The 24,431-nt window shown below is 66.3% G+C and carries 22 protein-coding genes; 4 read left to right on the forward strand and 18 right to left on the reverse strand.

The genetic code is table 11. The features are described 5' to 3' along the window. Positions 1-56: 56 nt before the first annotated feature. The 11 genes from ACIGKQ_RS19110 to dop all read right to left on the reverse strand — a co-directional run bounded on the left by ACIGKQ_RS19110 (position 57) and on the right by dop (position 12,423). Positions 57-971 carry a DUF4333 domain-containing protein gene (locus ACIGKQ_RS19110; RefSeq protein WP_235724806.1) on the reverse strand — a complete coding sequence of 305 codons (915 nt, stop codon included), beginning with the start codon at positions 969-971 and terminating at the stop codon, positions 57-59. Positions 972-1,201: 230 nt separating this feature from the next. After that, the gene (locus ACIGKQ_RS19115; protein WP_266063444.1) at positions 1,202-4,057 is read right to left on the reverse strand and encodes an RNA helicase; all 2,856 of its coding nucleotides are present in this window, start codon (positions 4,055-4,057) and stop codon (positions 1,202-1,204) included. Continuing rightward, complete coding sequence (gene tatC / locus ACIGKQ_RS19120; RefSeq protein ID WP_235724808.1) at positions 4,054-5,058, reverse strand: twin-arginine translocase subunit TatC; 1,005 nt, start codon at positions 5,056-5,058, stop codon at positions 4,054-4,056. The genes ACIGKQ_RS19115 and tatC overlap by 4 nt, the downstream gene beginning before the upstream one ends. Positions 5,059-5,091: 33 nt before the next feature. Then, complete coding sequence (tatA, locus tag ACIGKQ_RS19125; protein WP_266063443.1) at positions 5,092-5,349, reverse strand: Sec-independent protein translocase subunit TatA; 258 nt, start codon at positions 5,347-5,349, stop codon at positions 5,092-5,094. A gap of 73 nt (positions 5,350-5,422) precedes the next feature. Next, positions 5,423-6,382, reverse strand: coding sequence for a YafY family protein (locus tag ACIGKQ_RS19130; protein WP_235724811.1), 960 nt, complete (start codon positions 6,380-6,382; stop codon positions 5,423-5,425). Beyond that, complete coding sequence (locus tag ACIGKQ_RS19135; protein WP_266063442.1) at positions 6,379-7,374, reverse strand: YafY family protein; 996 nt, start codon at positions 7,372-7,374, stop codon at positions 6,379-6,381. Before ACIGKQ_RS19135 ends, ACIGKQ_RS19130 begins: the two co-directional genes overlap by 4 nt. Positions 7,375-7,389: 15 nt before the next feature. Further along, positions 7,390-8,748, reverse strand: a complete 1,359-nt coding sequence (pafA, locus tag ACIGKQ_RS19140; protein ID WP_235724813.1) for a Pup--protein ligase — start codon at positions 8,746-8,748, stop codon at positions 7,390-7,392. A gap of 91 nt (positions 8,749-8,839) precedes the next feature. Beyond that, positions 8,840-9,673: a proteasome subunit alpha gene (gene prcA, locus ACIGKQ_RS19145; RefSeq protein WP_266063441.1), complete on the reverse strand. Its 834-nt coding sequence runs from the start codon at positions 9,671-9,673 to the stop codon at positions 8,840-8,842. Next, positions 9,670-10,551, reverse strand: coding sequence for a proteasome subunit beta (gene prcB / locus ACIGKQ_RS19150; protein WP_235724817.1), 882 nt, complete (start codon positions 10,549-10,551; stop codon positions 9,670-9,672). Before prcB ends, prcA begins: the two co-directional genes overlap by 4 nt. After that, positions 10,548-10,739 carry a ubiquitin-like protein Pup gene (locus ACIGKQ_RS19155; RefSeq protein ID WP_235724819.1) on the reverse strand — a complete coding sequence of 64 codons (192 nt, stop codon included), beginning with the start codon at positions 10,737-10,739 and terminating at the stop codon, positions 10,548-10,550. The genes prcB and ACIGKQ_RS19155 overlap by 4 nt, the downstream gene beginning before the upstream one ends. Before the next feature lie 181 nt (positions 10,740-10,920). Beyond that, positions 10,921-12,423: a depupylase/deamidase Dop gene (gene dop, locus ACIGKQ_RS19160; RefSeq protein WP_235724820.1), complete on the reverse strand. Its 1,503-nt coding sequence runs from the start codon at positions 12,421-12,423 to the stop codon at positions 10,921-10,923. Between the two features lie 68 nt (positions 12,424-12,491). Between dop and glgP the strand changes: the two genes are divergently transcribed. After that, on the forward strand, positions 12,492-15,137 hold the full coding sequence (gene glgP / locus ACIGKQ_RS19165; protein ID WP_266063440.1) for an alpha-glucan family phosphorylase: 2,646 nt from the start codon (positions 12,492-12,494) through the stop codon (positions 15,135-15,137). 75 nt (positions 15,138-15,212) lie between these two features. Here the strand turns inward: glgP and arc are convergent, their stop codons facing one another. Further along, on the reverse strand, positions 15,213-16,952 hold the full coding sequence (gene arc / locus ACIGKQ_RS19170) for a proteasome ATPase (RefSeq protein WP_372475167.1): 1,740 nt from the start codon (positions 16,950-16,952) through the stop codon (positions 15,213-15,215). 303 nt (positions 16,953-17,255) lie between these two features. Beyond that, positions 17,256-18,101, reverse strand: coding sequence for a tRNA (adenine-N1)-methyltransferase (locus ACIGKQ_RS19175; protein WP_235724825.1), 846 nt, complete (start codon positions 18,099-18,101; stop codon positions 17,256-17,258). 89 nt (positions 18,102-18,190) lie between these two features. On the opposite strand from ACIGKQ_RS19175, the gene ACIGKQ_RS19180 reads away from it, so the two are divergent. Both ACIGKQ_RS19180 and ACIGKQ_RS19185 read left to right on the forward strand, forming a co-directional pair. Continuing rightward, positions 18,191-19,054 carry a RecB family exonuclease gene (locus ACIGKQ_RS19180; protein WP_235724884.1) on the forward strand — a complete coding sequence of 288 codons (864 nt, stop codon included), beginning with the start codon at positions 18,191-18,193 and terminating at the stop codon, positions 19,052-19,054. Positions 19,055-19,121: 67 nt separating this feature from the next. Then, the gene (locus ACIGKQ_RS19185) at positions 19,122-19,961 is read left to right on the forward strand and encodes a thioesterase family protein (RefSeq protein ID WP_235724826.1); all 840 of its coding nucleotides are present in this window, start codon (positions 19,122-19,124) and stop codon (positions 19,959-19,961) included. Between the two features lie 17 nt (positions 19,962-19,978). On the opposite strand, the gene hisG is transcribed toward ACIGKQ_RS19185, so the two are convergent. The 4 genes from hisG to ACIGKQ_RS19205 form a co-directional block, all read right to left on the reverse strand. Continuing rightward, positions 19,979-20,824: an ATP phosphoribosyltransferase gene (gene hisG / locus ACIGKQ_RS19190; RefSeq protein WP_266063439.1), complete on the reverse strand. Its 846-nt coding sequence runs from the start codon at positions 20,822-20,824 to the stop codon at positions 19,979-19,981. An 83-nt stretch (positions 20,825-20,907) separates the two neighbouring features. Continuing rightward, the gene (locus tag ACIGKQ_RS19195; RefSeq protein ID WP_235724829.1) at positions 20,908-21,171 is read right to left on the reverse strand and encodes a phosphoribosyl-ATP diphosphatase; all 264 of its coding nucleotides are present in this window, start codon (positions 21,169-21,171) and stop codon (positions 20,908-20,910) included. Positions 21,172-21,177: 6 nt separating this feature from the next. After that, entirely contained in the window at positions 21,178-21,882 is a 705-nt protein-coding gene (locus ACIGKQ_RS19200) for an HAD family phosphatase (protein ID WP_266063461.1), read from the reverse strand. 122 nt (positions 21,883-22,004) lie between these two features. Next, positions 22,005-22,382, reverse strand: a complete 378-nt coding sequence (locus ACIGKQ_RS19205) for a hypothetical protein (protein ID WP_235724830.1) — start codon at positions 22,380-22,382, stop codon at positions 22,005-22,007. A gap of 130 nt (positions 22,383-22,512) precedes the next feature. On the opposite strand from ACIGKQ_RS19205, the gene ACIGKQ_RS19210 reads away from it, so the two are divergent. After that, positions 22,513-23,628 (forward strand): hypothetical protein, encoded by a 1,116-nt coding sequence (locus tag ACIGKQ_RS19210; protein ID WP_287015819.1) that lies wholly within the window; start codon positions 22,513-22,515, stop codon positions 23,626-23,628. A gap of 20 nt (positions 23,629-23,648) precedes the next feature. On the opposite strand, the gene ACIGKQ_RS19215 is transcribed toward ACIGKQ_RS19210, so the two are convergent. After that, entirely contained in the window at positions 23,649-24,431 is a 783-nt protein-coding gene (locus tag ACIGKQ_RS19215; RefSeq protein ID WP_287015820.1) for a helix-turn-helix transcriptional regulator, read from the reverse strand.

Consider the following 24,431-nt stretch of genomic DNA (forward strand, 5'->3'; position numbering starts at 1 on the left):
TCTCGCCGAACCCCACCGGGGCCGACGGATCGTACCGTCGGCCATGTGGATTCCGTTCAGTTCGTGGGCCGCGACACCTCGTATGTCCCGTCATCGTCGAGGAATGTGACCGTGACGGTCTGCTCCTGCCCGCCGACCGTCGCGGTGCAGTCGAAGGAACTGCCCTCCTCGACGAGCTGACCCGACGGACACGAGACGGCAGATACGTCGCTGGCCTGATAGTCCTCGGTCAACACCTGTCGGACGCCGTCCTGGACGGCGTCCTGCGAGATCGTCTTGGGAGCCCAGCCGGGGATCACGAAAGCCGTGAACAACAGGATCGCGGCGATGAGCACCACGGCGCCAACGCCGATGAGCAGGACGGTGCGCCGGCCGTGCTTGGCGCGCGGAGTGGCCATGGCACTGAACTGATCCCCCCCGAACTGGCCGCCGGCCTGGGTCGGCTGTTCGGCGGTGGTCGGGTACCCCGCATGGCCGCCGGGCTGCACGGTTCCAGCCTGGGGTGCGCCATACTGCGGGCTCTCGTACTGGGGTGCGCCATACTGCGAGCCCCCGTACTGCGGTGCGGCATACTGCGAGCCCCCGTACTGGGGTGCGCCGTACTGCGGGCTGCCGTACTGTGGTGCGCCATACTGCGAGCCCCCGTACTGCGGACCCCCGTATTGCGGAGCGGCATACTGCGGACCCCCATACTGCGGGCCGCCGGGCTGCTCACTTCCGTACTGGGGAGCACCGTATTGACCCGGAGGTGCGGTCTGGCCGCCTGCCCCGTAGGGGGGGTATGTCCCGGGGGCTCCTGAGGCGTCCTGCGCCGGGGCGTCGTGGCCACCAGGGGTGTTCGCTGCGCCCGGTGCCGGTGCCGGTGCCGTGGGGCCGTCTGGCGCAGCCGAGGCGGTGGCGTCATCGGACACCGGACCGTGGGGGTCCGACGTCTGTAGGTCCGGTCGACTCGGATCGCTCGGCTCGCTCATGTTCGATCTCCCGCTCCGCCCGCGACAAGGGCACCGCAACGCCAGGACACCGGTCCGCCGAAGCGGGCCGCAACCGTGTTCCCGCAGCACTGTTCCCGCAGCTCACCGGATCCGCGCCGGAACGGTCCGCCCCGCTTCACGACCGCGACGTGAACGTTACCCCACTCCGGGGGCGGGATCAGTGAACTGGCCCGCCATGTGCGCGGCGTGCGACGTCGAAGACCCCGAACTCAGCCCAGCTCGGCTGCCACGACGCCGCGACGGATGCCGGCAACCGCGGCTCGCGCCGAATCGGCGAGCCGGGTGCCGGGTCCGACGCAGAGCCGGATCTGCTCCAACAGATCGACGACCTGCCGATTCCATCGCACGAAGTCTCCCGGTGACAACAGTTGGCCGCGCTCACCAGCCGCCGCCAACGATTCGGTCAGCGTGCGACCCGACGCCCACAATGAGACCGCGACAGAGAATCCGGTGTCGGGTTCGCGCGTCGCATCGACCCGATGACGTGATTCCAGCGCCGTCAGCGCCCGCCAGATGTCGACCGTGTCGGCGAGCGCACGGCGCAAAGCCGCATTGCCGGGCATCGCGTCGGCACCTGCGAAGCTCTCCCGCCGTGCCTCGAACACCATCGCGGCGACCACGGCCGCGAGTTCGTGCGGGGCCAAGCGATCCCACACCCCGGCCCGGATGCATTCGACGACCAGCAGGTCACTCTCGCTGTAGATTCTGCTGAGCAATTCGCCGGATGCGGTGACGGTCACCTGCTCGGCGCCGGACCGGTCGGATGCGATCTCGATGTAGCCGAGTTCAGCCAGCACGGCAACGATGCGGTCGAACTGCACACCGAGGGTCGAGGTCCGCTCGGTGATGACCCGTTCGGCAGACACGATCTCACGGACCACCCGGTTGCGTCGTTCGGCGAGCCGAAAGAGGTCATCGGACCCGTCGAGACGGTGCGCCGGATGTGCCCGCAGCGTCGATCGAAGCCGGCCGAGTTCGCGGTCGTCGGCAGCCGCAGCACGTTTCTTGGATCGACCGCGCGGCATCTCGATCCCGGTGGAGCGCAGCGCCGACGCCAGATCGCGGCGGCCCCGCCCCGTGCGACGGTCGACGTGTTTGGGTAGCCGCATGTTCCCCAGGACCTGGGGCGGATTGACGAAATCGCGGCTGCCGACTCGCCCACACCAGGCGTCTTGCGCAAGGACGAGCGGTTTGGGATCCACCGATTGGGCAGCCGGTTCGAGGACGACTGCGATACCTCGGTGCCGCCCGCCGTGCAGGCCGATCACATGCCCCCGTTTGAGCGCGGCGAGATCGGCGACCGTCGACTGATTGTGCGCGGCCCGCCGCTCGAACTTGAGATCTCGTTCGCGGCGTCGGATGTCCTCGCGCAGTTGCACATACCCGAGAAACCCGCCGTAGGGTTGCGCGTCCGCCGCGTCGGCCTCATCGAAATCCTCGTCGTTGCCCGAAGGGTCTTCTGCGAGTGCGCCACCGGGCTCGAGGCCGCGGTCCTCGGCGGCCCGGATCAATTCCAGATCCAGTTTGCGCAGTCGCCGCTGCGCGTCATCGACCTTGCGGGCCTGCCCCACCACCGAACGATCGGCCTGGAACTGGGCGAACGATCGGTTCAGCAGTTCACGCGATCCGGCGAGTCCCAGACGACCCAACAGGTTGACGGCCATGTTGTACTCGGGTTGGAACGAACTGCGCAACGGGAACGTCCGCGCGCCGGCGAGGCCGGCGACCTGATCCGGAACCGTTTCCGCCGTCCACACCACGACGGCATGTCCCTCGATGTCGATCCCGCGGCGACCGGCGCGCCCGGTCAGTTGGGTGAACTCGCCGGGAGTCAGGTCGACGTGCGCCTCGCCGTTGAACTTCACCAGCCGTTCGAGGACCACCGTGCGGGCCGGCATGTTGATGCCCAGCGCGAGCGTTTCGGTGGCGAAGACCATCTTGACCAAGCCGTGCACAAAGAGTTCTTCGACCGCATGCCGAAAGGTCGGAAGCAGTCCGGCGTGGTGCGCGGCGAAACCGCGCCGCAGTCCGGCACGCCATTCCTCGACGCCGAGTATCTCCTCGTCGGTGGGCGACAGTTCTTCTAGGTGACGATCGACGACGGCGTCCACCGTCTGCGCCTCATCGGGGGTCAACAGGTGAATGCCCGACCGCAGGCACTGAGTCAACGCGGCGTCGCAACCCACCCGCGAGAAGATGAACCCGATGGCCGGCAGCAGCCCTTCGCGATCGAGCCTGGACACCAGGTCCGGTCGCGACGGCCCGCGCGCACCACCGCGCCGGTGGCCGCGCGGGCCGCCACCGCGGCGGCCACCACCCCGGGACCGTCCGTCGGAGTCGTCGGCAAGCAGCATCCGATGCCGGATGTAGCGCTTCAGTTCCGGATTGACCTCCCGCCGGGCCGGCCTCTTTGCAGCCGACCGGGTGACGGACGGGTGAGCTGGCTCGAACAGGTCGAACATCCGGGTGCCAACCAGCATGTGTTGTGAGAGCGGCACCGGGCGATGTTCGTCGACGATGACCGTGGTGTCGCCGCGCACCGCCTGAATCCAGTCGCCGAACTCCTCGGCATTGCTCACGGTGGCCGACAGGCTCACCACGCGGACCGACGGATCCAGATGCAGGATCACCTCCTCCCACACCGCGCCACGGAATCGGTCGGCCAGAAAGTGCACCTCGTCCATCACGACGTAGGACAGCCCGTCCAGCGCCCGCGAGTTCGCGTAGATCATGTTCCGCACGACCTCGGTGGTCATCACCACGACCGGCGCATGCGGATTGATCGAGTTGTCGCCGGTGAGCAGGCCCACGGAGTCCGAACCGTATACCGCCACCAGATCGGCGTACTTCTGATTGGACAGCGCCTTGATGGGCGTCGTGTAAAAACACTTCGTGCCCGAGGTGAGCGCAAGATGGACGGCGAACTCGCCGACGATGGTCTTGCCGGCGCCGGTCGGGGCGCACACCAATACGCCGTGCCCGGCCTCGAGCGCCACGCATGCACGCTGCTGAAAATCGTCGAGGGCGAACGCCAACCGCCCACTGAACTCGTCGAGTCGAGTCACAGGATGTCGTCGAAGGTGTCGCGTTCACGGACGGAGGTGCGCGCCGACGGGGCCTGTGCGTTCTTCGATGCGCCGTGACCGGTCGGTGATGTGGTGGTGCGGTCGAGTCGCGACGCCATCGGCGATGGTCCGGTGGCGGGCAACGGGCTGGCCTGATCGTCGGGGATCGCCGCCCAATCGGGTGTGGAGCGTTTGCGGCGCCGGTCGTTGAACCGGGCGAATTGGATGGCCAGTTCCATCAGCACCGTCAGCGCCAACGCCAGTGCCAGCATGGTGAACGGATCCTGACCTGGCGTGACGATGGCGCAGAACACGAAGAGTGCGAAGATCAGACCACGCCGCCAGCTCTTGAGCTTCTCGTAGGTGAGGACACCGATGATGTTCAACGCCACGATCAGCAACGGCAGTTCGAAGCTGACACCGAAGATGATCAGCAAGTGCAGCATGAAGTTGAAGTACTGGTCGCCGGCCAGCGCGGTGACCTGCACGTCGTTGCCGACCGTGAGCAGGAAATGGAACGCCTTGGCGACCACCAGATAAGCGAGCACCGCACCGCCGACGAACAGCACGGCCGCGCTCGAGACGAAGCCGACCGCGTACCGCCGCTCATTCGAGTGCAGACCTGGGGTGATGAACTGCCACAGCTGGTAGAGCCAGACCGGACACGCGAACACCACTCCGGCGGTGAGCGCAACCTTGAGCCGCAGCATGAACTGGTCGAACGGCCCTGTGGCCAGCAGGCGGCACGAGTCGTCTTCGGTCAGTACTGCCCGCGACTCCGGCGGCAGATCGCAGTAGGGCCCGCGGAGCAGGTCGCCCAGCGACGGGATACCGAGGAAGCCGTGGGTGTACCAGACGAACCCGAAGATGGTTGTCACGACGATCGCAATCGCCGAGATGACCACTCGGGTCCGCAGTTCGTAGAGATGTTCGACCAACGACATCGTGCCGTCGGGATTGACCTTGCGCTTACGGCGCCTCGGGTCCAGAGAAATGCGCACGCGGGGGCCTGGCCTCAGGTCGACGACAGATGATCAGGCAGATTTCTTGACATCGTCGGTCGAGGTCCGCGCCGACGTGGGCGACGCTTCACCGGGCGGCAGTTCACGATTGGCGGACTCGCCCGCATCTGCGGAGTCCTTGCCGTCGTTCTGCATTTCCTTGACCTCGCTCTTGAAGATCCGCAGCGACTGGCCCAGTCCCCGAGCTGCGTCGGGAAGCTTCTTGGAGCCGAACAGGATCACCACGACGAGCAGGACGATCACCCAGTGCCACCAGGACAGAGCACCCATATTCTCCACCTCCGAATTCCGACGTTGCCAATGCTACCCGAGCCACCCCGACGGCAGCGCCCAGCGGGCGCCCCTAGGTATACCGTGCTCGGGCCGCGGCCGCTGAGGAGATGACCGAATCGGCGATCGCCGAGTCGGAGATCACGCGCACCCGGCCACCGAAGCCGAGTAGGAACCGGGTCAACCACTCCGGCGACCCGTACACCAGCCGGGCACGTACAGGTGCCTGCGGGTCCACCCGCGTCTCGAGCGATTCCAACGGCTCGATGAGGTAGTAGTCCAGAACCCACAGTTCGCCCGGGTCGATCTCGATCTGCACCGAGGGCAGGTCGGGATTCTCCGACAACACCGCGCGTTGGGGGTGGGCCTTCGCTTCCTCCGGAGGTGACGCCGGTTCGTCGAGCTTCTCGGCCTCGTCGACCCGGTCGAAACGGAACAGGCGCACACCCTCACTCATCCGGCACCACGCCTCGAGATAGGTGTGATTGTCCATCGTCTGCAGCCCGATCGGGTCGACGATGCGATCACTGACGCTGTCCCGGGTGGCCGAGTAGTACCGGATCCGCAGGGCCCGCCGCGCCGTCACGGCTTCCCGGATGCTCGCAAATGTCGGGTTGTCGGAGTCTGTGGATCCCGCAGGCATGCGCACCGCGGTGTCCGACGAACCGACGGCGGCCTCGATCTTGGCGATGGCGCGTCGCGCGGCCTCCTGGTCGACCGCGCCCGGCAGATCGAGAAGCGCTTGCAGCGCGACCAGCATGGTGCTGGCCTCCGCGCTCGTCAGGCGCAGCGGCCGATCCATCCCGGCGGTGAAGATCACGTCGACGAAGCCGTGCTCGAACTGCAGGTCGATCAGCTGGTGTGGGAAGTAGCCCGGCAACCCACAGACGAACAGCAACTCGAGGTCTTTGGTGAGTTGCGTCTGCGAGATACCCAGGTCGCGAGCGGCCTGATCCAGTGCGATCCCGTCGCGGGTCGCGAAGTAGGGCACCAACGCGAGCAGGCGGCTCAGTCGGTCCGGTCGTGGTGTCATCGGCTGGTCACCCCGCTCAGCTGGTCGAGCGCACCGATCACGGTGTCACGCAACTCCGGCGGCGACAGGACCACGGCGTCGGCCCCGGCGCCGAGCACCATCCGGGCCAGCGTGGTCAGCGACCGGATCTCGATGGTGACCACATCTCCCGGCTCGCCGTCGAGTGACTCGGACTCGATGCGCGTCGCGATCCGACGCAGTCCGGCGGCTCGGTCGTGGGCCAGCCAGATGCGCGCGGTGCCGGTGTCGGCGCCCGCCGCGGAGTCGACGGCGGTCGCCACGATCTGCTGGATGTCGGTTCCGTCCGGAACCACGACCTCCCCGTGCGTCCCCGTCGGTGTCACCTCCGAGATCCGGGACAGCCGAAAGGTACGGGTGTCCTGCCGGTCACGGTCGTGGCCGGTGACATACCACCGCCCGCGATGGGTGACGATGCCCCACGGTTCCAGCGTGCGGCGGGTCGTCGATGCCGCAGCGCCGGGACGGTAATCGAAGGTGACCGCCGTGGCAGCGTCGATCGCGGCGAGCAACGCTGCCAGTGCGGCCTCCGACCCGACCGTCTTGGGCGAGAGACTGGCGGAAACCACCAGTTCATCGTCTGCGCGGACATCGAGCCCGGCGGCGCGCAGCTTGAGGACCGCGTTCTGCGCGGTCGCAGCGATCTCCGGGGCCTCCCACAGCGCCGCCGCCATCGCCACCACCGCTGCCTCGGCGCGGTCGAGTTCGATGTCGGGCAATTCGTAGACGTCGCGGTTGATGCGATAGCCCTCGGCGTTGCCCGACATCCGGTCCCGGCCGGTGATCAGCGGTATCCCGAGATCCCGGAGCTGGTTCTTGTCCCGCTCGAACATCCGGTTGAACGCCTCGTCGGACTGGCCATCGTCGTTGTAACCGGCGACATGTCGGCGGATGTAGTCGGCGGTCAGGAACTGGCGTGTCGACAGCAGGCAGATCACCAGATTGAGCAGGCGCTCGACTTTCTGCGTTGCCACCCCGCCAGCTTACGATCACATGGACGCGATCAGCCGATCGACTCGCTCATCGACACTGCGGAATGGGTCCTTGCACAGGACGGTGCGCTGTGCCTGGTCGTTGAGTTTCAGATGGACCCAGTCCACGGTGAAATCCCGCCCGGCCTTCTGCGCCGCGGAGATGAAGTCGCCGCGCAGTTTGGCACGGGTGGTCTGAGGCGGTTCGTTGACCGCGGTCTTGATCGCCTCGTCGGTGGTCGCGCGCGCGATCAGGCCTTTGCGCAGCATCACGTCGAACACGCCCCGACCACGCTTGATGTCGTGGAAGGCCAGATCGAGTTGGGCGATCTTCGGGTCCGAGAGATCCATCGAGTAGCGGTCCTGGTACCGCTGGAACAGCTTGCGTTTGATCACCCAGTCGACCTCGGTGTCCACCGTGGAGAAGTCGCCGCTCTCCACCGCGTCGAGCATCCGCCCCCACAGGTCGACGACTTGATCCATCTCCGGGTCCGGGCGACGGTTGGCCATGTGTTCGACCGCACGCGCGTGGTACTCGCGCTGGATGTCCAAGGCGCTGGCCTGTCGGCCACCGGCCAGTCGCACGGGCCGACGCCCGGTCGGATCGTGGCTGACCTCGCGGATGGCGCGGATCGGGTTGTCGAGGGCGAAGTCACGAAACACCACGCCGGCCTCGATCATCTCCAGCACCAGCGCCGCCGAGCCGACCTTGAGCAGGGTCGTCATCTCCGACATGTTGGAGTCGCCGACGATGACGTGCAGACGCCGATACTTCTCGGCATCGGCATGCGGTTCGTCGCGCGTGTTGATGATGGGCCGCGAGCGGGTGGTCGCCGACGACACTCCTTCCCAGATGTGCTCGGCACGCTGCGACAGGCAGAACGTGGCCGCCTTGGGGGTCTGCAGGACCTTTCCGGCGCCGCAGATCAGCTGCCGGGTCACCAGGAACGGCAGCAAGACGTCGGAGATCCGGGAGAACTCGCCAGCGCGCACCACCAGATAGTTCTCGTGGCAGCCATAGGAATTGCCCGCCGAATCGGTGTTGTTCTTGAACAGGTAGATGTCACCGCCGATCCCCTCATCGGCGAGCCGCTGCTCGGCGTCGACGAGCAGATCCTCGAGGACGAGTTCCCCGGCTCGATCATGGTTGATCAGCTGGATGAGACTGTCACACTCGGCGGTCGCGTACTCGGGATGCGAACCGACATCGAGGTAGAGCCGCGCGCCGTTCTGCAGGAAGACGTTGGACGATCGACCCCACGAGACGACCCGCCGAAACAGATACCGGGCGACCTCGTCCGGGCTCAGTCGGCGATGGCCATGGAAGGTACACGTGACACCGAATTCGGTCTCGATACCCATGATTCGACGCTGCACAGGTCAACCCTACCCGCGAACAACGCCACAGACCCGGCGACGCGACGGGTGCTCGCGTGGCCGGGTCTGCGGTGATGTGCCGGTATTCGACTCAGGTATCCGGATTCGACGATGTGTCACCATCGGCAGCGGACGTGCCGTCTGACCCCGAGCCATCCGATTCGTTCGACGGTGACGCTGATGTCGTGGCGGACGGCATCAGCTCGGCCACGGCCGCTGCGCTGAGTCGGCGGAATGCGCGGCGGGGCCGATTGCGATCGAGAATCGCGACCTCGAGGTCGGTGGCGGCGAGTTCGCGCGGAGTCGACGGTGCCGACGTGGACGATCCGGTCGAGGATCCATTGGTGGCCGGTGGGGTCGTCAGTGCAGCCACCGCCAGCGCGAGCGCCGCCGGCAGGTCCAGATCGGGTGCGTAACTCTCGCGCAGTGCGGCCGTGATCGCCTCGTTCGCACCGCCCATCACCAGAAAACGCGTCTCGTCGGCGATGGACCCGTCGTAGGAGATGCGATACAGCTGTGACGGCCGCGGCTTGCCGTACTTGGCCACCTCCGCCACGCACAGTTCGACCTCATAGGGCTTGGCCTGTTCGGTGAACACCGAGCCGAGTGCGTTGGCATAGGTGTTGGCCAACGACAGTGCCGTGACATCGGCGCGGTCGTAGCTGTATCCGCGCATGTCGGCGAGCTGGATGCCGGCCTTGCGCAGGCTCTCGAACTCGTTGTACTTGCCGACTGCGGCGAAACCGATCCGATCGTAGATCTCGCTGGTCTTGCGCAGAGTGTTCGACGGATTCTCGGCCACGAACAGCACGCCGTCGGCATAGGTCAGGGCGATGACGCTGCGGCCCCGGGCGATGCCTTTACGCGCCAGCTCCGACCGATCGCGCATGATCTGTTCGGCACTGGCGTAATACGGGAACGTCATCGCGAGCCCCCTTCATGCTCTGCGGCACGCCGTTCGATGATGACGCGGGCCGCCGCCTCGATCTCGGCGGTGTCCACCTCTCGCGCGCCCTCGGCGGTCACGACGACTGCCATCGGGAAGATCTTGCGCACCAGGTCCGGACCACCGGTGGCCGAGTCGTCGTCGGCGGCGTCGTATAGCGACTCGATGGCGATCGCCAGCGCCGAACCGGTGTCGAGGTCGGGCCGGTAGAGCTTCTTCAGCGACGACTTCGCGAATACCGATCCAGAGCCGATGGCCTGATAGCCTCCGAACTCCTCGTGCCGGTCACCGGCGACGTCGAAGGAGAAGATCCGGCCACGCTCGGTGGGGTCGTCGTGGTCGATGTCGTACCCCACCAACAGCGGAATGGCGGCCAGGCCCTGCATCGCGGCGCCGAGGTTGCCCCGCACCATCGATGCCAGCCGACTGACCTTTCCGTCCAGGGTCAGCGGGACGCCCTCGATCTTCTCGTAGTGTTCGAGTTCGACCGCGAACAACCGCACCATCTCGATCGCGATTCCCGCGGTGCCCGCGATACCGCACGCCGAGTACTCGTCGGTGATGTAGACCTTCTTCACATCGCGGGTGGCGATGAGGTTGCCCGCGGTGGCACGACGATCGCCGGCGAGCACCACGCCGCCGGGATAGGACACCGCGACGATGGTTGTGCCGTGCGGGATCTCATCTGTGGCGTGCGCGCTCATACCGTCCCACCGATGCTGCGGCAACTGCTCGGGCGCATGGTTGCGCAGGTAGTCGGTGAACGACGAGATGTCGGCACCCAACGACGATGTGGTGGCCGGGATGGGTCGTGCGGGTGAGTTGTGGGTGTGCAGTGAACCGAACCGATCGCTCACTGGCCGCCCTTCTGTACGTAGGCACGTACGAAGTCCTCGGCGTTCTCCTCGAGCACGTCGTCGATCTCGTCGAGCAGGTCGTCGGTGTCCTCGGCGAGCTTCTCGCGGCGTTCCTGACCGGCGCTGCCGTCCGAGCCGACGTCACCGTCGTCGCCGCCGCCATCACGCCTGGTCTGTTCCTGCGCCATCTGCTGCCTCCTTCATCTCGCCGGACACACAAACTGCGAATCCGGCCCGATCCACCCTGACGGGCGCCGATCCGGCTATGGGTCACCGGATCTGAAAAACCGCGTATTTCACACACTACCGGTGTGCGAGCCGCCGCGGGTGGAAGCGACCGGCCGCGCTGCGGGCAGTCGCTGGGCCCGGTCAGGTGGTGGTCAACTGATCGACGAGTTCGGCCGCCGAGTCCACCGAGTCGAGCAACCTGCCGACGTGTGCCCGGCTGCCGCGCAACGGTTCGAGGGTGGGAATACGCACCAGCGAGTCGCCGCCCAGATCGAAGATGACCGAATCCCAGCTCGCCGCGGCGACGTCGGCACCGAAGCGGCGCAGACACTCGCCGCGAAAATAGGCACGGGTGTTCTGCGGTGGTTCGCTGATGGCGCGGGTGACATCGCTCTCGTCCACCAACCGCTTCATCGATCCGCGCGCGACGAGCCGGTTGTAGAGGCCCTTGTCGAGCCGCACGTCGGAGTACTGCAGGTCGATCAGGTGCAGACGTGGCGCGGACCACCCGAGGCCTTCACGCTGCCGGAAGCCCTCCAGCAACCGCAGCTTGGCGGGCCAGTCCAGGATGTCGGCACATTCCATCGGGTCGCGCTCGAGCCGATCGAGGACGTCGGCCCAGGTCTCCAACACGTGGGCGGCCCGGGTGTCGTCGCTGTGCTCGGACTCGTGGAACTTCATACAACGCTCGAGGTACTCGCGCTGCAGGGCAAGCGCGGTGAGCTCTCGGCCGTCGGTGAGTGCGACGGTCGCGGCGAGGCTCGGGTCGTGGGAGATGGTGTGCACCGCCTGTACCGGCCGCGCGAGTTCGATGTCGGAGAAGTCGACGCCGGCCTCGATGAGGTCGAGGACGAGTGCGGTGGTTCCCACCTTCAGGTAGGTCGCGGTCTCTGCGAGGTTCGCATCACCGATGATGACGTGCAGCCGACGGTAGCGTTCGGGATCGGCGTGCGGTTCGTCGCGGGTGTTGATGATCCCGCGCTTGAGGGTGGTCTCCAGGCCGACCTCGACCTCGATGTAGTCCGACCGTTGCGACAACTGATAGCCCGCCTCATCGCCGGATTGTCCGATGCCGACGCGGCCGGCTCCGCAGATGATCTGCCGGGAGGCGAAGAATGTCGTCAGTCCGGCGATGACGGCGGTGAACGGCGTCTCCCGGTTCATCAGATAATTCTCGTGGGTCCCGTAGGATGCGCCCTTGCCGTCGATGTTGTTCTTGTAGAGCTGTAGGCGTGGCGCACCCGGCACACTCGCCACATGGCGTGCGGCCGCCTCCATGACCCGCTCACCGGCCTTGTCCCAGATCACCGCATCCATCGGATCGGTCACCTCTGGTGCCGAGTACTCCGGGTGAGCGTGGTCGACGTAGAGCCGTGCGCCGTTGGTGAGGATCATGTTCGCCGCGCCGATCTCGTCGGCGTCGATGATCGGCGCCGGTCCGCTGCCGCGACCGAGGTCGAACCCGCGGGCATCACGCAGCGGCGACTCCACCTCGTAATCCCATCGGGTGCGCTTGGCGCGGGGCACGCCCGCGGCCGCGGCATAGGCCAGCACGGCCTGGGTGGACGTCATGATCGGGTTCGCGGTCGGGTCCCCGGGCGCGGAGATCCCGTACTCGACCTCGGTGCCGATGATTCGCTGCATGCTACGAGCCTAGATGTTCATCTGTGAGCGGTCGCAGCGTCGTCCTGCTCTGGGTAGCGTCTACTGGGGTGAAAGCCTTCCGCCGGTTCACCGTTCGGGTGCCGCTGCCCACCGAACTCACCCACCTCACCGTGCTGGCGCACAATCTGCGCTGGGTGTGGCATGCACCCACCCAGGATCTGTTCGCCACCATCGACCCAGCATTGTGGGACGCCACCGGCGACCCGCTGCGACTACTCGCAGATGTCGAGCCGGAGCGATTCGCCGCGCTCGCCGCCGACCCCGCCTTCCGGGAACGCCTGACCGCCGTCCGCAACGATCTCGAGAGCTATCTGGCCGGGTCGCGATGGTTCGGCGACACCACCGACGAACTGGGCTCGGCGCACCTGGCCGCGACCGGGATCGCCTACTTCTCGATGGAGTTCGGCATCTCCGAGGTACTACCGATCTACTCCGGCGGCCTCGGCATCCTCGCCGGCGATCACCTCAAAGCAGCCTCGGACCTGGGTTTACCGCTGACCGGGGTCGGTCTGTTCTATCGCTCCGGGTACTTCCACCAGAGTCTGTCCCATGACGGCTGGCAGGTCGAACGGTATCCGGTCAACGATCCGACCTCACTGCCATTGGAGCTGCTCACCGATGCCGGTGAGACCGTGATAGTGACGATCTCAATGCCGGGTGGCCGGCAGTTGTCCGCCCGGATCTGGGTCGCCACCGTGGGCCGGATCCCGCTGCTGTTGCTCGACTCCGACCTACCGGACAACGACGAGGAACTGCGCGGCATCACCGACCGCCTCTACGGTGGCGATCAGGACCATCGGATCAAGCAGGAGATCCTGCTCGGCATCGGTGGTGTTCGGGCCGTGCGGGAGTATGTCCGCGTCACCGGTCGGGCCGAGCCGGCCGTGTTCCACATGAACGAGGGCCATGCGGGCTTTTTGGGTGTGGAGCGCATCCGCGAAATGGTCGGCCGCCCCGGGACCGAAGCGCTGGACTTCGACACCGCCGAGGCGGTGGTGCGGGCGTCGAACGTCTTCACCACCCACACCCCGGTGCCCGCCGGAATCGACCGCTTCCCACGCGACATGGTGCGCTACTACCTCGATGCCGACGACGCGGGGATGTCGCGGCTGCTGCCCGGCCTGCCGGTCGCCACCGTCCTCGATCTGGGCGACGAGGCCGACCCCGGTGTGTTCAACATGGCGCACATGGGTTTTCGACTCGGCCAACGCAGCAATGGTGTGTCTCGGTTGCACGGTGCGGTCAGTCGCGAGATGTTCGCCGACCTGTGGCCGGGATTCGACGCGGACGAGGTGCCGATCGGCTCGGTCACCAACGGTGTGCACGGACCGACCTGGACGGCGCGGACATGGCTCGATCTGGCGGTCGACGACGAGGCCGGGCAGGCCGCGGCCATCGCGGCGATGTCGCCCGAGAACATCTGGCAGGTGCGATCGGAGTTGCGCACGCGTCTGGTCGAGGAGGTCCGACGCCGCGCCCACGACAGCGCCCGAGGCCGCGGATTCACCGAGGCCGAACTCGGGTGGACGGCCGAACTCTTCGACACCGACGCACTCACGATCGGTTTCGCTCGGCGCGCGGCCACCTACAAACGCCTGACGCTGATGTTGCGTGATCCCGAGCGTATGCGCCGCATCCTGACCGATCCGCAGCGTCCGGTCCAGCTCGTCATCGCGGGAAAGGCACACCCGGCCGACGACGGCGGCAAGGCACTGATCCAGCAGGTCGTGCGGTTCACCGAGGATCCCGAATTGCGCACGCACATCGTTTTCCTGCCGGACTACGACATTTCGATGGCCCGCGACATCTACGCCGGTTGCGACGTGTGGCTCAACAATCCGGTGCGTCCGATGGAGGCGTGCGGAACATCCGGCATGAAATCGGCGATGAACGGCGGGTTGAACCTGTCGATCCTCGACGGCTGGTGGGATGAGATGGCCGACGGGGAGAACGGCTGGGCGATTCCGTCGGCCGAGGGTGTTGCCGACGATCACCGTCGCGACGACCTGGAGGCCGAGGCCCTCTACACACTGCTCGAGGCGACGGTCATCCCGCTGTTCTACAACCGCTCGGCGAGTGGGGTGCCCGAACGATGGGTCCAGATGGTGCGTCACACGCTCACCCGGCTGGGCCCGCAGGTGCAGGCCGGACGGATGGTCCGGGACTACACCGCCGCACTCTATGTGCCGGCCGCCGACCAACTCGCATCCATCTGCGCCGATGACTTCGCACCGGCCCGCGATCTCGCCGAATATCGCCACCAACTCGAGCGCTCGTGGCCTGCGGTGCAGATCGCCGGCATCGACGAATCCGGTGCGGGGGACTCGCTCGACGCCGACGGCCCGCAACGGGTCAACCTCACCTTCACCGCACACGTCGCGCTGGGCGAGTTGAGTCCGCAGCGGGTGTGTGTGCAGGCACTGGTCGGACGGGTCGACGGCAACGGCGAGATCATCGACCCCGAGGTGGTGGAGATGTCACCGACATCGGAGACCGATCCCTCCGGCCGGACGCTGTTCCGGGCCACCGTGGTGCCCACGCGTTCTGGTCGCCACGGCTATACCGCACGGGTTCTCCCGCGCCACCCGCAGCTTTCCGACGATGCCGAACTTGGGTTGGTGCGCTATCCCGTGGGCACGGCCGAGGACGTGGGTCCGGGGAGCGGCTCCGGCTCGCTGCCCGAGCCTGCTTGACCCGCCTACGGACCTCAGAGGTCGGGGCGGTCACACCAGTGGTGCGACCGCCCCGATTTCTGAGGAGCCCGTGACCTACAGGTACTGCCCGGTGTTGGTCTCGGTGTCGATGGCGCGGCTGGCACCCGCGCTCTTGCCGGTGACCAGGGTACGGATGTAGACGATCCGCTCCCCCTTCTTGCCCGAGATCCGTGCCCAATCGTCGGGGTTGGTGGTGTTCGGCAGATCCTCGTTCTCGGCGAACTCGTCGAGGATCGAATCGAACAGGTGCTGCACCCGTAGACCCGGCGCACCGGTGTCGAGCTGCGACTTGATCGCGTACTTCTTGGACCGGTCGACGACATTCTGGATCATCGCACCGGAGTTGAAGTCCTTGAAGTACATGATCTCCTTGTCGCCGTTGGCGTAGGTGACCTCCAAGAACCGATTGTCGTCGCTTTCGGCGTACATCCGCTCGACGACCTTCTCGATCATCGCGTTGACGCATGCCGTCCGGTCGCCGCCGAACTCGTTGAGGTCGTCAGCGTGCACCGGCAATTGCTCGGTGAGGTACTTCGAGAAGATGTCCATCGCCGATTCCGCGTCGGGACGTTCGATCTTGATCTTCACGTCGAGACGGCCCGGACGCAGGATGGCCGGGTCGATCATGTCCTCACGGTTGGACGCACCGATCACGATGACGTTCTCGAGTCCCTCGACGCCGTCGATCTCGCTGAGCAGCTGCGGGACGACGGTTGTCTCCACGTCGGACGACACACCCGAACCGCGGGTACGGAAAATCGAGTCCATCTCGTCGAAGAACACGATCACCGGGGTGCCCTCAGACGCCTTCTCCCGCGCACGCTGGAAGATCAGGCGGATGTGTCGCTCGGTCTCACCGACGAACTTGTTGAGCAGCTCGGGCCCCTTGATGTTGAGGAAGTAGGACTTTGCCTCCTTGGCGTCGTCGCCGCGCACCTGTGCGATCTTTTTCGCCAGCGAGTTGGCCACCGCCTTGGCGATGAGCGTCTTGCCGCATCCGGGCGGACCGTAGAGCAGGACACCCTTGGGAGGACGCAGCGCGTAGTCGCGGAACAGGTCCTTGTGCAGGAACGGGAGCTCCACGGCGTCGCGGATCTGCTCGATTTGACGGCCAAGGCCGCCGATGTCCTCGTAGCCGACGTCGGGCACCTCTTCGAGCACGAGGTCCTCGACCTCAGCCTTGGGTACCCGTTCGAAGGCGAACCCGGCCTTGGTGTCGATGAGCAGAGAATCACCGGGTCGCAACGTGCGTTTCTTGCCGTCCTCGCCGTCGACCTCGCCGAGGAGGGGTTCGGCCAGCCATACCACTCGTTCTTCGTCGGCATGTCCGACCACGAGCGCGCGGCGGCCGTCGCCGAGGACCTCGCGCAGCGTGCTGATCTCGCCGACGGAGTCGAACTCGCAGGCCTCGACGATCGTCAAGGCCTCGTTGAGACGAAGAGTCTGACCCTTGTGCAGGGTCTCGACCTCGATGTTCGGTGAACACGTCAGGCGCATCTTGCGGCCGGAGGTGAACACGTCGACGGTACTGTCGGGATAGATCTCGAGGAGTACGCCGTACCCGCTCGGCGGCTGGCCGAGCCGGTCTACCTCTTCGCGCAGCGCGACCAACTGCTGGCGCGCCTCCTTGAGCGTGTCGAGCAGTTTCGCATTCCGGGTGGTCAGGTTATCGACCCGCTCCTGGAGTTCGGTCACATCAGCAGGGCGGCCGGTGCCGGGGCGTGCGCCGCCGCGCAGCGATTCCGGACGGGCCAGAGGGGCCGTGTAGGCAGGGACGAAGTTATCCTCGGGCATCTGGCCGGTGCCGTCCTGTTCGGGTCCGTGGTCTCGCGCACCCGAGAACCCGAGGTGGTCGGCGCCGCTGGCGCCCTGGCGGTCAGATTCGGTCATTGCTGACTCCTCTCCCCGGCAAACACTTCTCTCATGGTGTCTTCATGGAGTGTTTGCGCCGTAACCCCACGCTACCGGTGTGAACCGGAAATCGCCCTGCACCGCGCAACACTCGGTGTTGACGACGTGTTAAATCTACGTCTTCGCAACGTATTCGCGACGTTTCGCCGAGTCTTCCGGCGGGGTCGGATCAGCGGCGAGATGTCGTCATCCGCGCGTGGGACGACGTTGTGGACGCAGGGTCGTGACGCCGTCGGCGAGGCGGCGCGTGGTGATCAGAAATGCCGTGTGGCCCTGCATTTTGTGTTCCGGCCGCACGGCGAGACCCACTGCGCTCCAGTCCCGGACCATCGATTCCCAGGCTCGCGGCTCGGTCCAACACTCCTGGTCACGCAGTGCTTCCATCACGCGGGACAACTGTGTGACAGTCGCCACATAAATCACCACGACCCCGCCTGGTTTTATCGCCCGACGCACCACGTCCAGGGGTTCCCAGGGCGCCAGCATGTCGAGGATCACGCGGTCGAATCGCTGGTCGGGGGCCACTGCATCGGCGTCCAACGTGGCCAGGTCGTCGATCACGATCTCCCAGTTGCCGGGCCGGCCACCGAAGAAGGTCTCGACATTGCGGATCGCGTGTTCGGCGTGGTCTGCGCGTATCTCGTAGGACGTGACTGTGCCCCGATCTCCGACCGCTCTCAGCAGCGAGCACGTCAGCGCACCGGAGCCGGCGCCTGCTTCGAGGACGCGGGCGCCCGGGAAGATGTCGCCTTCGGTGACGATCTGAGCGGCGTCCTTCGGATAGATGACCTGCGCCCCTCGCGGCATCGACAGCACGTAGTCCACCAGCAGCGGCCGCAGCGCCAGATACTGCGTGCCGCTGGTGGCTGCGACGATGCTGCCCTCGGGCGCTCCGATCAGATCGTCGTGGGCGATGGCTCCCCGATGGGTGTGGAAGAGCTTGCCCTCCTCCAGGTGAACGGTGAACTTGCGACCTTTGGCGTCGGTCAATTGCACGCGGTCACCCACGGCGAAGGGGCCGGTCGTCGGCATCGGGCTGGAGTCCTTCCGGCTGGTCGCACGGGTGTCGTTTCGCGAACCTGTCACTGTCGCGACCTACCCTGCCAAATGTGAGTATGACGATGGACGCTGGGTCGCCTCAGCAGACCGGCGACGACACCGCAACACCCGGGTCGAGCGTGGTGCGCCGACCGTTGGCGTTGTCCCCATCACGCGCTGCCGACTTCAAACAATGTCCGCTGTTGTACCGATATCGCGCCATCGACCGGTTCCCGGAGACCCCCACCCCAGCTCAGACCCGCGGCACGGTGGTGCACGCCGCGCTCGAGAACCTCTTCGACATGCCGGCTGAGCTGCGCACCCAAGAGTCGGCGGATCTGCTGGTCGAAGGCGCCTGGGCGGCGTTGTGCGAGGCCGATCCCCTGCTGGCGGAGATCATCGGTGAAAGCGGCACCGACCGATTCGTCGCCGATGCGCAGAAGTTGATCGCGACCTATTACACGATGGAGAATCCGACCGCGTTCGAGGCGGACGCCTGCGAGGAGCACGTCGAGATCACCGCCGACGACGTGGCGATGCGGGGTTTCATCGATCGGATCGATGTCGCGCCGACCGGCGAGATACGGGTGGTCGACTACAAGACCGGCCGATCCCCTGGCGAGGCCTATGAGGCCAAGGCGCTGTTTCAGATGAAGTTCTACGCGCTGGCCGTGCTGCGTATCCGCGGCGTGGTCCCGGCGCGGTTGCAGCTGATGTACCTGTCCGATGGTCAACAGCTCAGCTACACACCCGACCGCGAAGAATTGGAACGTTTCGCCCGCACGCTCAAGGCCATCTGGACGGCAATCCGCGCCGCGGTCGCCACCGGCGACTTCCGCCCGCACCGCTCCCGGCAGTGTCGCATGTGCGAGCACCAGCACCGCTGTCCGGAGTTCGGCGGGGAGATCCCCCCGTATCCGGGGCCGCCGCCGGGCTTCACCGGATGACCAGCTGAGGTCACGCAGCCCGACCCCCGACCGCGTCGGTTATGACGGTAGGCATACTGTGATTGTCGTGGAGTCCTGCTACTACGTGCCGATCGATCCGCCGGCCTCTGCCGGCAACACCGGCCACGAATACTTCCAACCCACCGAGGCCACCCAGAGCGTGTGGGCGTCGACGATGCAACACGGCGGGCCACCGTCGGGTCTGATGATGCGCTCCCTGCTGCGCTGCGATGCCCAGCCGGGCCAGCAGTTCACCCGCGTCACCACCGAGATCCTCGGGCCGATCGGACTGGGTGTGAATCGGATCCGCGCGGAGGTGATCCGGCCCGGCCGCCAGATCAGCCTGGTCGGCACCGATCTCGAGGTGCAGCAGGCTGATGGCTCGTTTCGCCTCGCGGCTCGATCGGTGGGCTGGCGGCTGCGCACCGCAGACACCGCCGACATCGCCGAAGCCCCCGAGGCGTTGACGCCGACCCCCGACGACCTGACCCCGGTGCATGGCGTCACCGAGAATTCTGATCTCGGAGTGGACTGGGGCACAATTGGTTTCATTGGCTCGATCGAGTCGGCGACGGCACCGGGCCGCACCGGCGACACCCCGGCGGTGTGGGTCCGGCCGGCGATCGCTCTGGTGGGTGGCGAGGAGATCTCCGACCTCGAATCGATGTTCACCGTCATCGACATCGCCAACGGTCTGGGCACCCGGCTACGCACCGATCAGTGGACGTGGATGAACACCGACACCACCGTCCACCTCACCCGCATCCCGTCGGGCCCGTGGGTCGGCATCGACGCCGACATGGTGCAGGGGCCCGACGGCTTCGGCGCGACGTTCGGTGACCTCCACGACCGCCACGGCTTCATCGGCCGATCGGCTCAGACCGTCCTGCTGAATCGGATGGCCTGAGGCGCGGTGCCGGACCGTCAAAACCGGCAGGACCGGATGTCGGTGGCGAGGATCGCCTTGGCACCGAGTTCGGACAGTTCGTCCATCAGGCTCTGGTGGATCTTACGCGGCACCATGGCCCGTACCGCGACCCAATCGGGGTCCGCCATCGGCGCGACGGTCGGTGATTCCAGGCCAGGTGTCAGTTTCGATGCCTCGGCAAGCAGTGTCCGCGGGCAGTCGTAGTCGATCATCACGTACTGCTGGCCGAACACCACGCCCTGCACGCGGGCGACGAACTGCCGCGCGGCCTTGGTCTGCGTGATCCCGGCCTGTGAGATCAGTACGGCCTCCGAGTCGCACAGCGACTCGCCAAAGGCAGCCAGCCCGTGCGCACGCAGCGTCCGCCCGGAACCCACCACGTCGGCGATCGCATCCGCGACACCGAGCTGGATGGAGATCTCGACGGCGCCGTCGAGGCGGATGATGGTGGCCTCGACCCCGCGACCGGCGAGATCATCTGCCACGAGATTTGGGTACGACGTGGCGATGCGCTTGCCCGCCAACGACTCGACCGACCAGCTCTCCGCCGCGGGGGCTGCGTAACGGAAGGTCGATGAGCCGAAGCCCATCGAGAGTTGTTCGTCGACCGACGCCCCCGAGTCCCGCGCCAGGTCGCGGCCGGTGATGCCCAGATCGAGCGTGCCGGCGCCGACGTAGATGGCGATGTCTTTCGGGCGCAGGAAGAAGAACTCGACGTCGTTGTTGTTGTCGAGGACTGTGAGGTCCTTGGCGTCAGTACGTTTCCGGTAGCCGGCCTCGGCGAGGACGGCGGCCGCAGACTCGGAGAGTGCCCCCTTGTTGGGCACGGCCACACGCAGCATGTCGGGTTCCTTCTGGATTAGGTGGGGGTCTGTGGTCGAGGTGTCGATCTGTGTCTGACGATGTCGGTGTCCGGGGCGCCCGGTCACAGATGTCGGTACACGTCGGCCGGCGTCAGACCCCGCTTGATCATCATCACCTGCAGCCAGTAGACGAGCTGAGAAATCTCCTCGGCGAGCGACTCGTCGGATTCGTGTTCGGCGGCGAGCCAGACCTCGCCGGCCTCCTCGATGATCTTCTTGCCCAGTGTGTGAACTCCGGAGTCGAGGGCGGCGACCGTCCCGCTACCGGGGGGACGAGTCTGTGCCTTGTCGCTCAGCTCGGCGAACAGCTCCTCGAAAGTCTTCACGGTCCCTCATCTTTGCATGTCACGCCCGGCTGGAAGATGGCCGGGGTGTTGCCCGGTCCATGCATCGACGACGTCGGCGATCGTCAGGCCGACCAGCGAGCGCCGAAAGCTGCGCAGACTGCCCTGAGGCACCCGGGCCGCCGACGGGATCACCAGGGTCGGGCAGCCCGCTGCGGTCGCCGCCGCGGTTCCCGCGGGCGAATCCTCGACGGCCAGACACTGGTCGGGCCGCAGGCCCACGAGTGACGCCGCGCGTAGGTACGGGTCGGGATGGGGCTTGCCGAGGGCCACTTCGTCGCCACACACGGTCGCGACGAAGCGCGTGGCGTCGAGTGTCTCGAGTGCCACATCGGTCAGCTCCCGCACCGTGTTGGTGACCAACACCATGGGCAGGCCCGCCGATCGGACCAGCTCGAGGGCGGCGTCGGCGCCCGGACGCCACGGCAACCCCTTGTCGAACATCGCGGCGACGTGGTCGAGCAACCACCGTTCATCGCCGGCACGGTCCTGTTCGGCGGCGGGGATTCTCGCTGCGGCGTACACTTTGCTCAGCGCATCGGGAAGTGCGTTGCCCAGGGTGGACTCGCGTAGCGCCGGGCTCATCGTGATCCCGTGCCGTAGCGCGAGGTCGGCCATGGCCACGTCCCACAGCGGTTCGGAGTCGAGGAGCGTCCCGTCCATGTCCCAGAGCACGGCGGCCGGGCCGGACAGGGACGAAGCAGAGAAGGTTGAGCCACCCGCGGCAGGGGTCGATGCTGAGGTCGTCGGTCGGTCGGTCACGTCAGCATCATCGCATTGCGTAAGCCTTCATTCGCGACAGCCGTAGGCACGTTCTATTCGATCGCGAGCATCGGGAACCCGAGAGCGAGCAGCATCAATGCCAGCAGGAACCATGCGGCACCGTGCCAGATAGGCCAGGTGCCGCCGCCGCGGTACACGCGATAGGCGATGACGAGCGCGGCGAGTCCGCCGAGCCCGAGCACCGCCGGCCCAACGACCGCCCACACCAGGTTGTCTCGTCCCGTGCTCATGAATGCCACGACGCCCATCGCGGCCACCCCGACGACACCGACCACGTACAGCGCGGCCCGACGGAGCGCGCTCGGGTCGTCCCAACGCTTCTCGACGTCGCGCCGTTGCCGACTCTGATCGACTTCCGTTCCGCGATCACGGGCCGGCTCCATCGGCGTTGCAGAGGGATCTTCGGTCATGCAGTTGGGGTACCCGCACAAAACCACCCGAAACCGCATGCCGGCGCCCGGGGCATCAGCTCGCTCATGTTTTGGCGAACAGACATGTGGCAACCCGGCAACCAGGACAACGCGATCGAAGGAGATACGCATGCACACCGACCTGTTCCGGGAGCTGACGACCGATTCGGGGCCGTTCGTCTCTGTCTATGTGGATGACTCGCACAATACCGAGAATGCCACGCACAGTATGGAATTGCGGTGGCGCAGCCTTCGCGAGCAGCTGGAATCAGACGGCGCCCCGACAGCTGCATTGGACCACATTCAGACCGCCCTGTTGGACGGCGAGCGTCCGGTTGGCGTCAGTGGTCGCGGGTTGGTGGCCACCGCGGAGCGGGTAGTCCTGGACCAGCAGCTCATCCGTCCGCCTACCGCATCTGTCGCGCGGTACTCGACATTGCCCTTTCTGGTTCCGCTGGTGACCCATGCCCGCGACGTCGGCTCTCATATGATCGCTGTGGTTGATCACCGCGGCGCCGACATCCAGATTGTCCACGGCGATGATGTCGCCTACTCCGAAACCGTCGCCGGCGAGGGCCATCCGGTGCACAAGGCAACCGGCGCAGAAACCCCTGGGTACGGTGACCCGCAGCCACGCGCCGAAGAGCAGGCACGCCAGAATATCCGTGACGTCGTCGACCGGCTCACCTCCCTTGTCGATCGAGAACGACCGGACGTGCTCTTCGTGGTCGGTGAATCGCGGTCGGTCAGCGATCTGACCGCGCAATTGCCGCAACGCATCGAGGACGTCGTGGTCAATCTCGGTCTCGGAGCGCGCGGTAGCGTTGCCGACAGCGAGATCTCCGGCGCCGTCGACGCAGAGTGGTTGCGACGGCACAACCGAGTCCTCGCCGAAGTCACCGATCGCTTTCGCGCCGAACAGGGGCGGTCCTCGGGTCTGGCAGTCGAGGGCCTGACAGCCGTGTGCGGTGCGCTACGCGCCGGCGAGGTTCAGACTCTGCTGATCGGCGACATCGACGATGCCACGGTGGTCGTCGGAGAGGACCTGATGATGGTGGCGCCCTCACCCGAGAACCTGTCCGAGCTGGGTGCCCCTCCGAACGACGTGGTACGAGCGGACGAAGCACTGCCGATGGTCGCGGTGTGCACCCATTCGGACCTGGTCAGTCTGGATGAACGCCTTGCGCCGAAGGACGGGATTGCGGCTCTTCTGCGGTACGCCCCGCGCACGTCGGCAGGCGGTTGAGATCCGAGAATGTAGGTCCATCAGCGCGCGAAGGCGCGCTCGGTGGTGTCATCGGCGGGATAGAACAGCTCGATCGTCATCTCCTCGAGCGTGATGTCTCGGGGTGAACCGAACGTGGTCAGCGTCGTGAAGAAAGACAACACGTTCTCACCAGACCGGATCGCGAATGGCACCAGCAGGCCCGGATCCCGCTCCGCGGTGCGTGGGCTACGCCGTTCCAGGTCGTCCACGGTCGGGTAACCGGTCACCTCACGCTCAAGGTCGACCAGACGCGGATCGCCGGTGATGCTGACGAGCCGGCGCAGCGTCGTCAGCAGGTACGAGGCCCAGATGTCGAAGTCGACGGTGATCTTCGCGAACCCGTCTGGGTGCAGCGACGCCCGGAAGAGGTTGAACGGCGGACCGGTGAGATGGGGCGGCAACATCGCGGCCAGCGACCGCGCAGATTCGTTGGCCAGCACAACATTCCAAGCACGGTCAAGTGCCAGCCCAGGAAACGGATTGTGCGCGTCGAGAACCCGCTGCACCGATGTCCGTACCCGATCCATCGACGCGGCATCGAGCGATTGTTCAGAATATCTCGGCGCGTGACCAGCGGCGAGGAGGAGCGCATTGCGCTCGCGCAACGGAATGTCCAGACGCACCGACAATGCCTCGATGAGGTTCGGGCTGGGTATCGACTTGCCTGTCTCGACGAAACTCAGGTGTTTGGGTGACACACCCACCTCGTAGGCGAGGTCGAGTTGACTCATCGATCGCTGTGATCGCCACTGGCGCAACATGGTGCCGACACCCGCCGTCAT

Origin of the sequence: Gordonia sp. NPDC062954 (genome assembly GCF_044543825.1) — a bacterium.
In the GTDB taxonomy this organism is placed as follows: Bacteria; Actinomycetota; Actinomycetes; order Mycobacteriales; family Mycobacteriaceae; genus Gordonia; species Gordonia tangerina.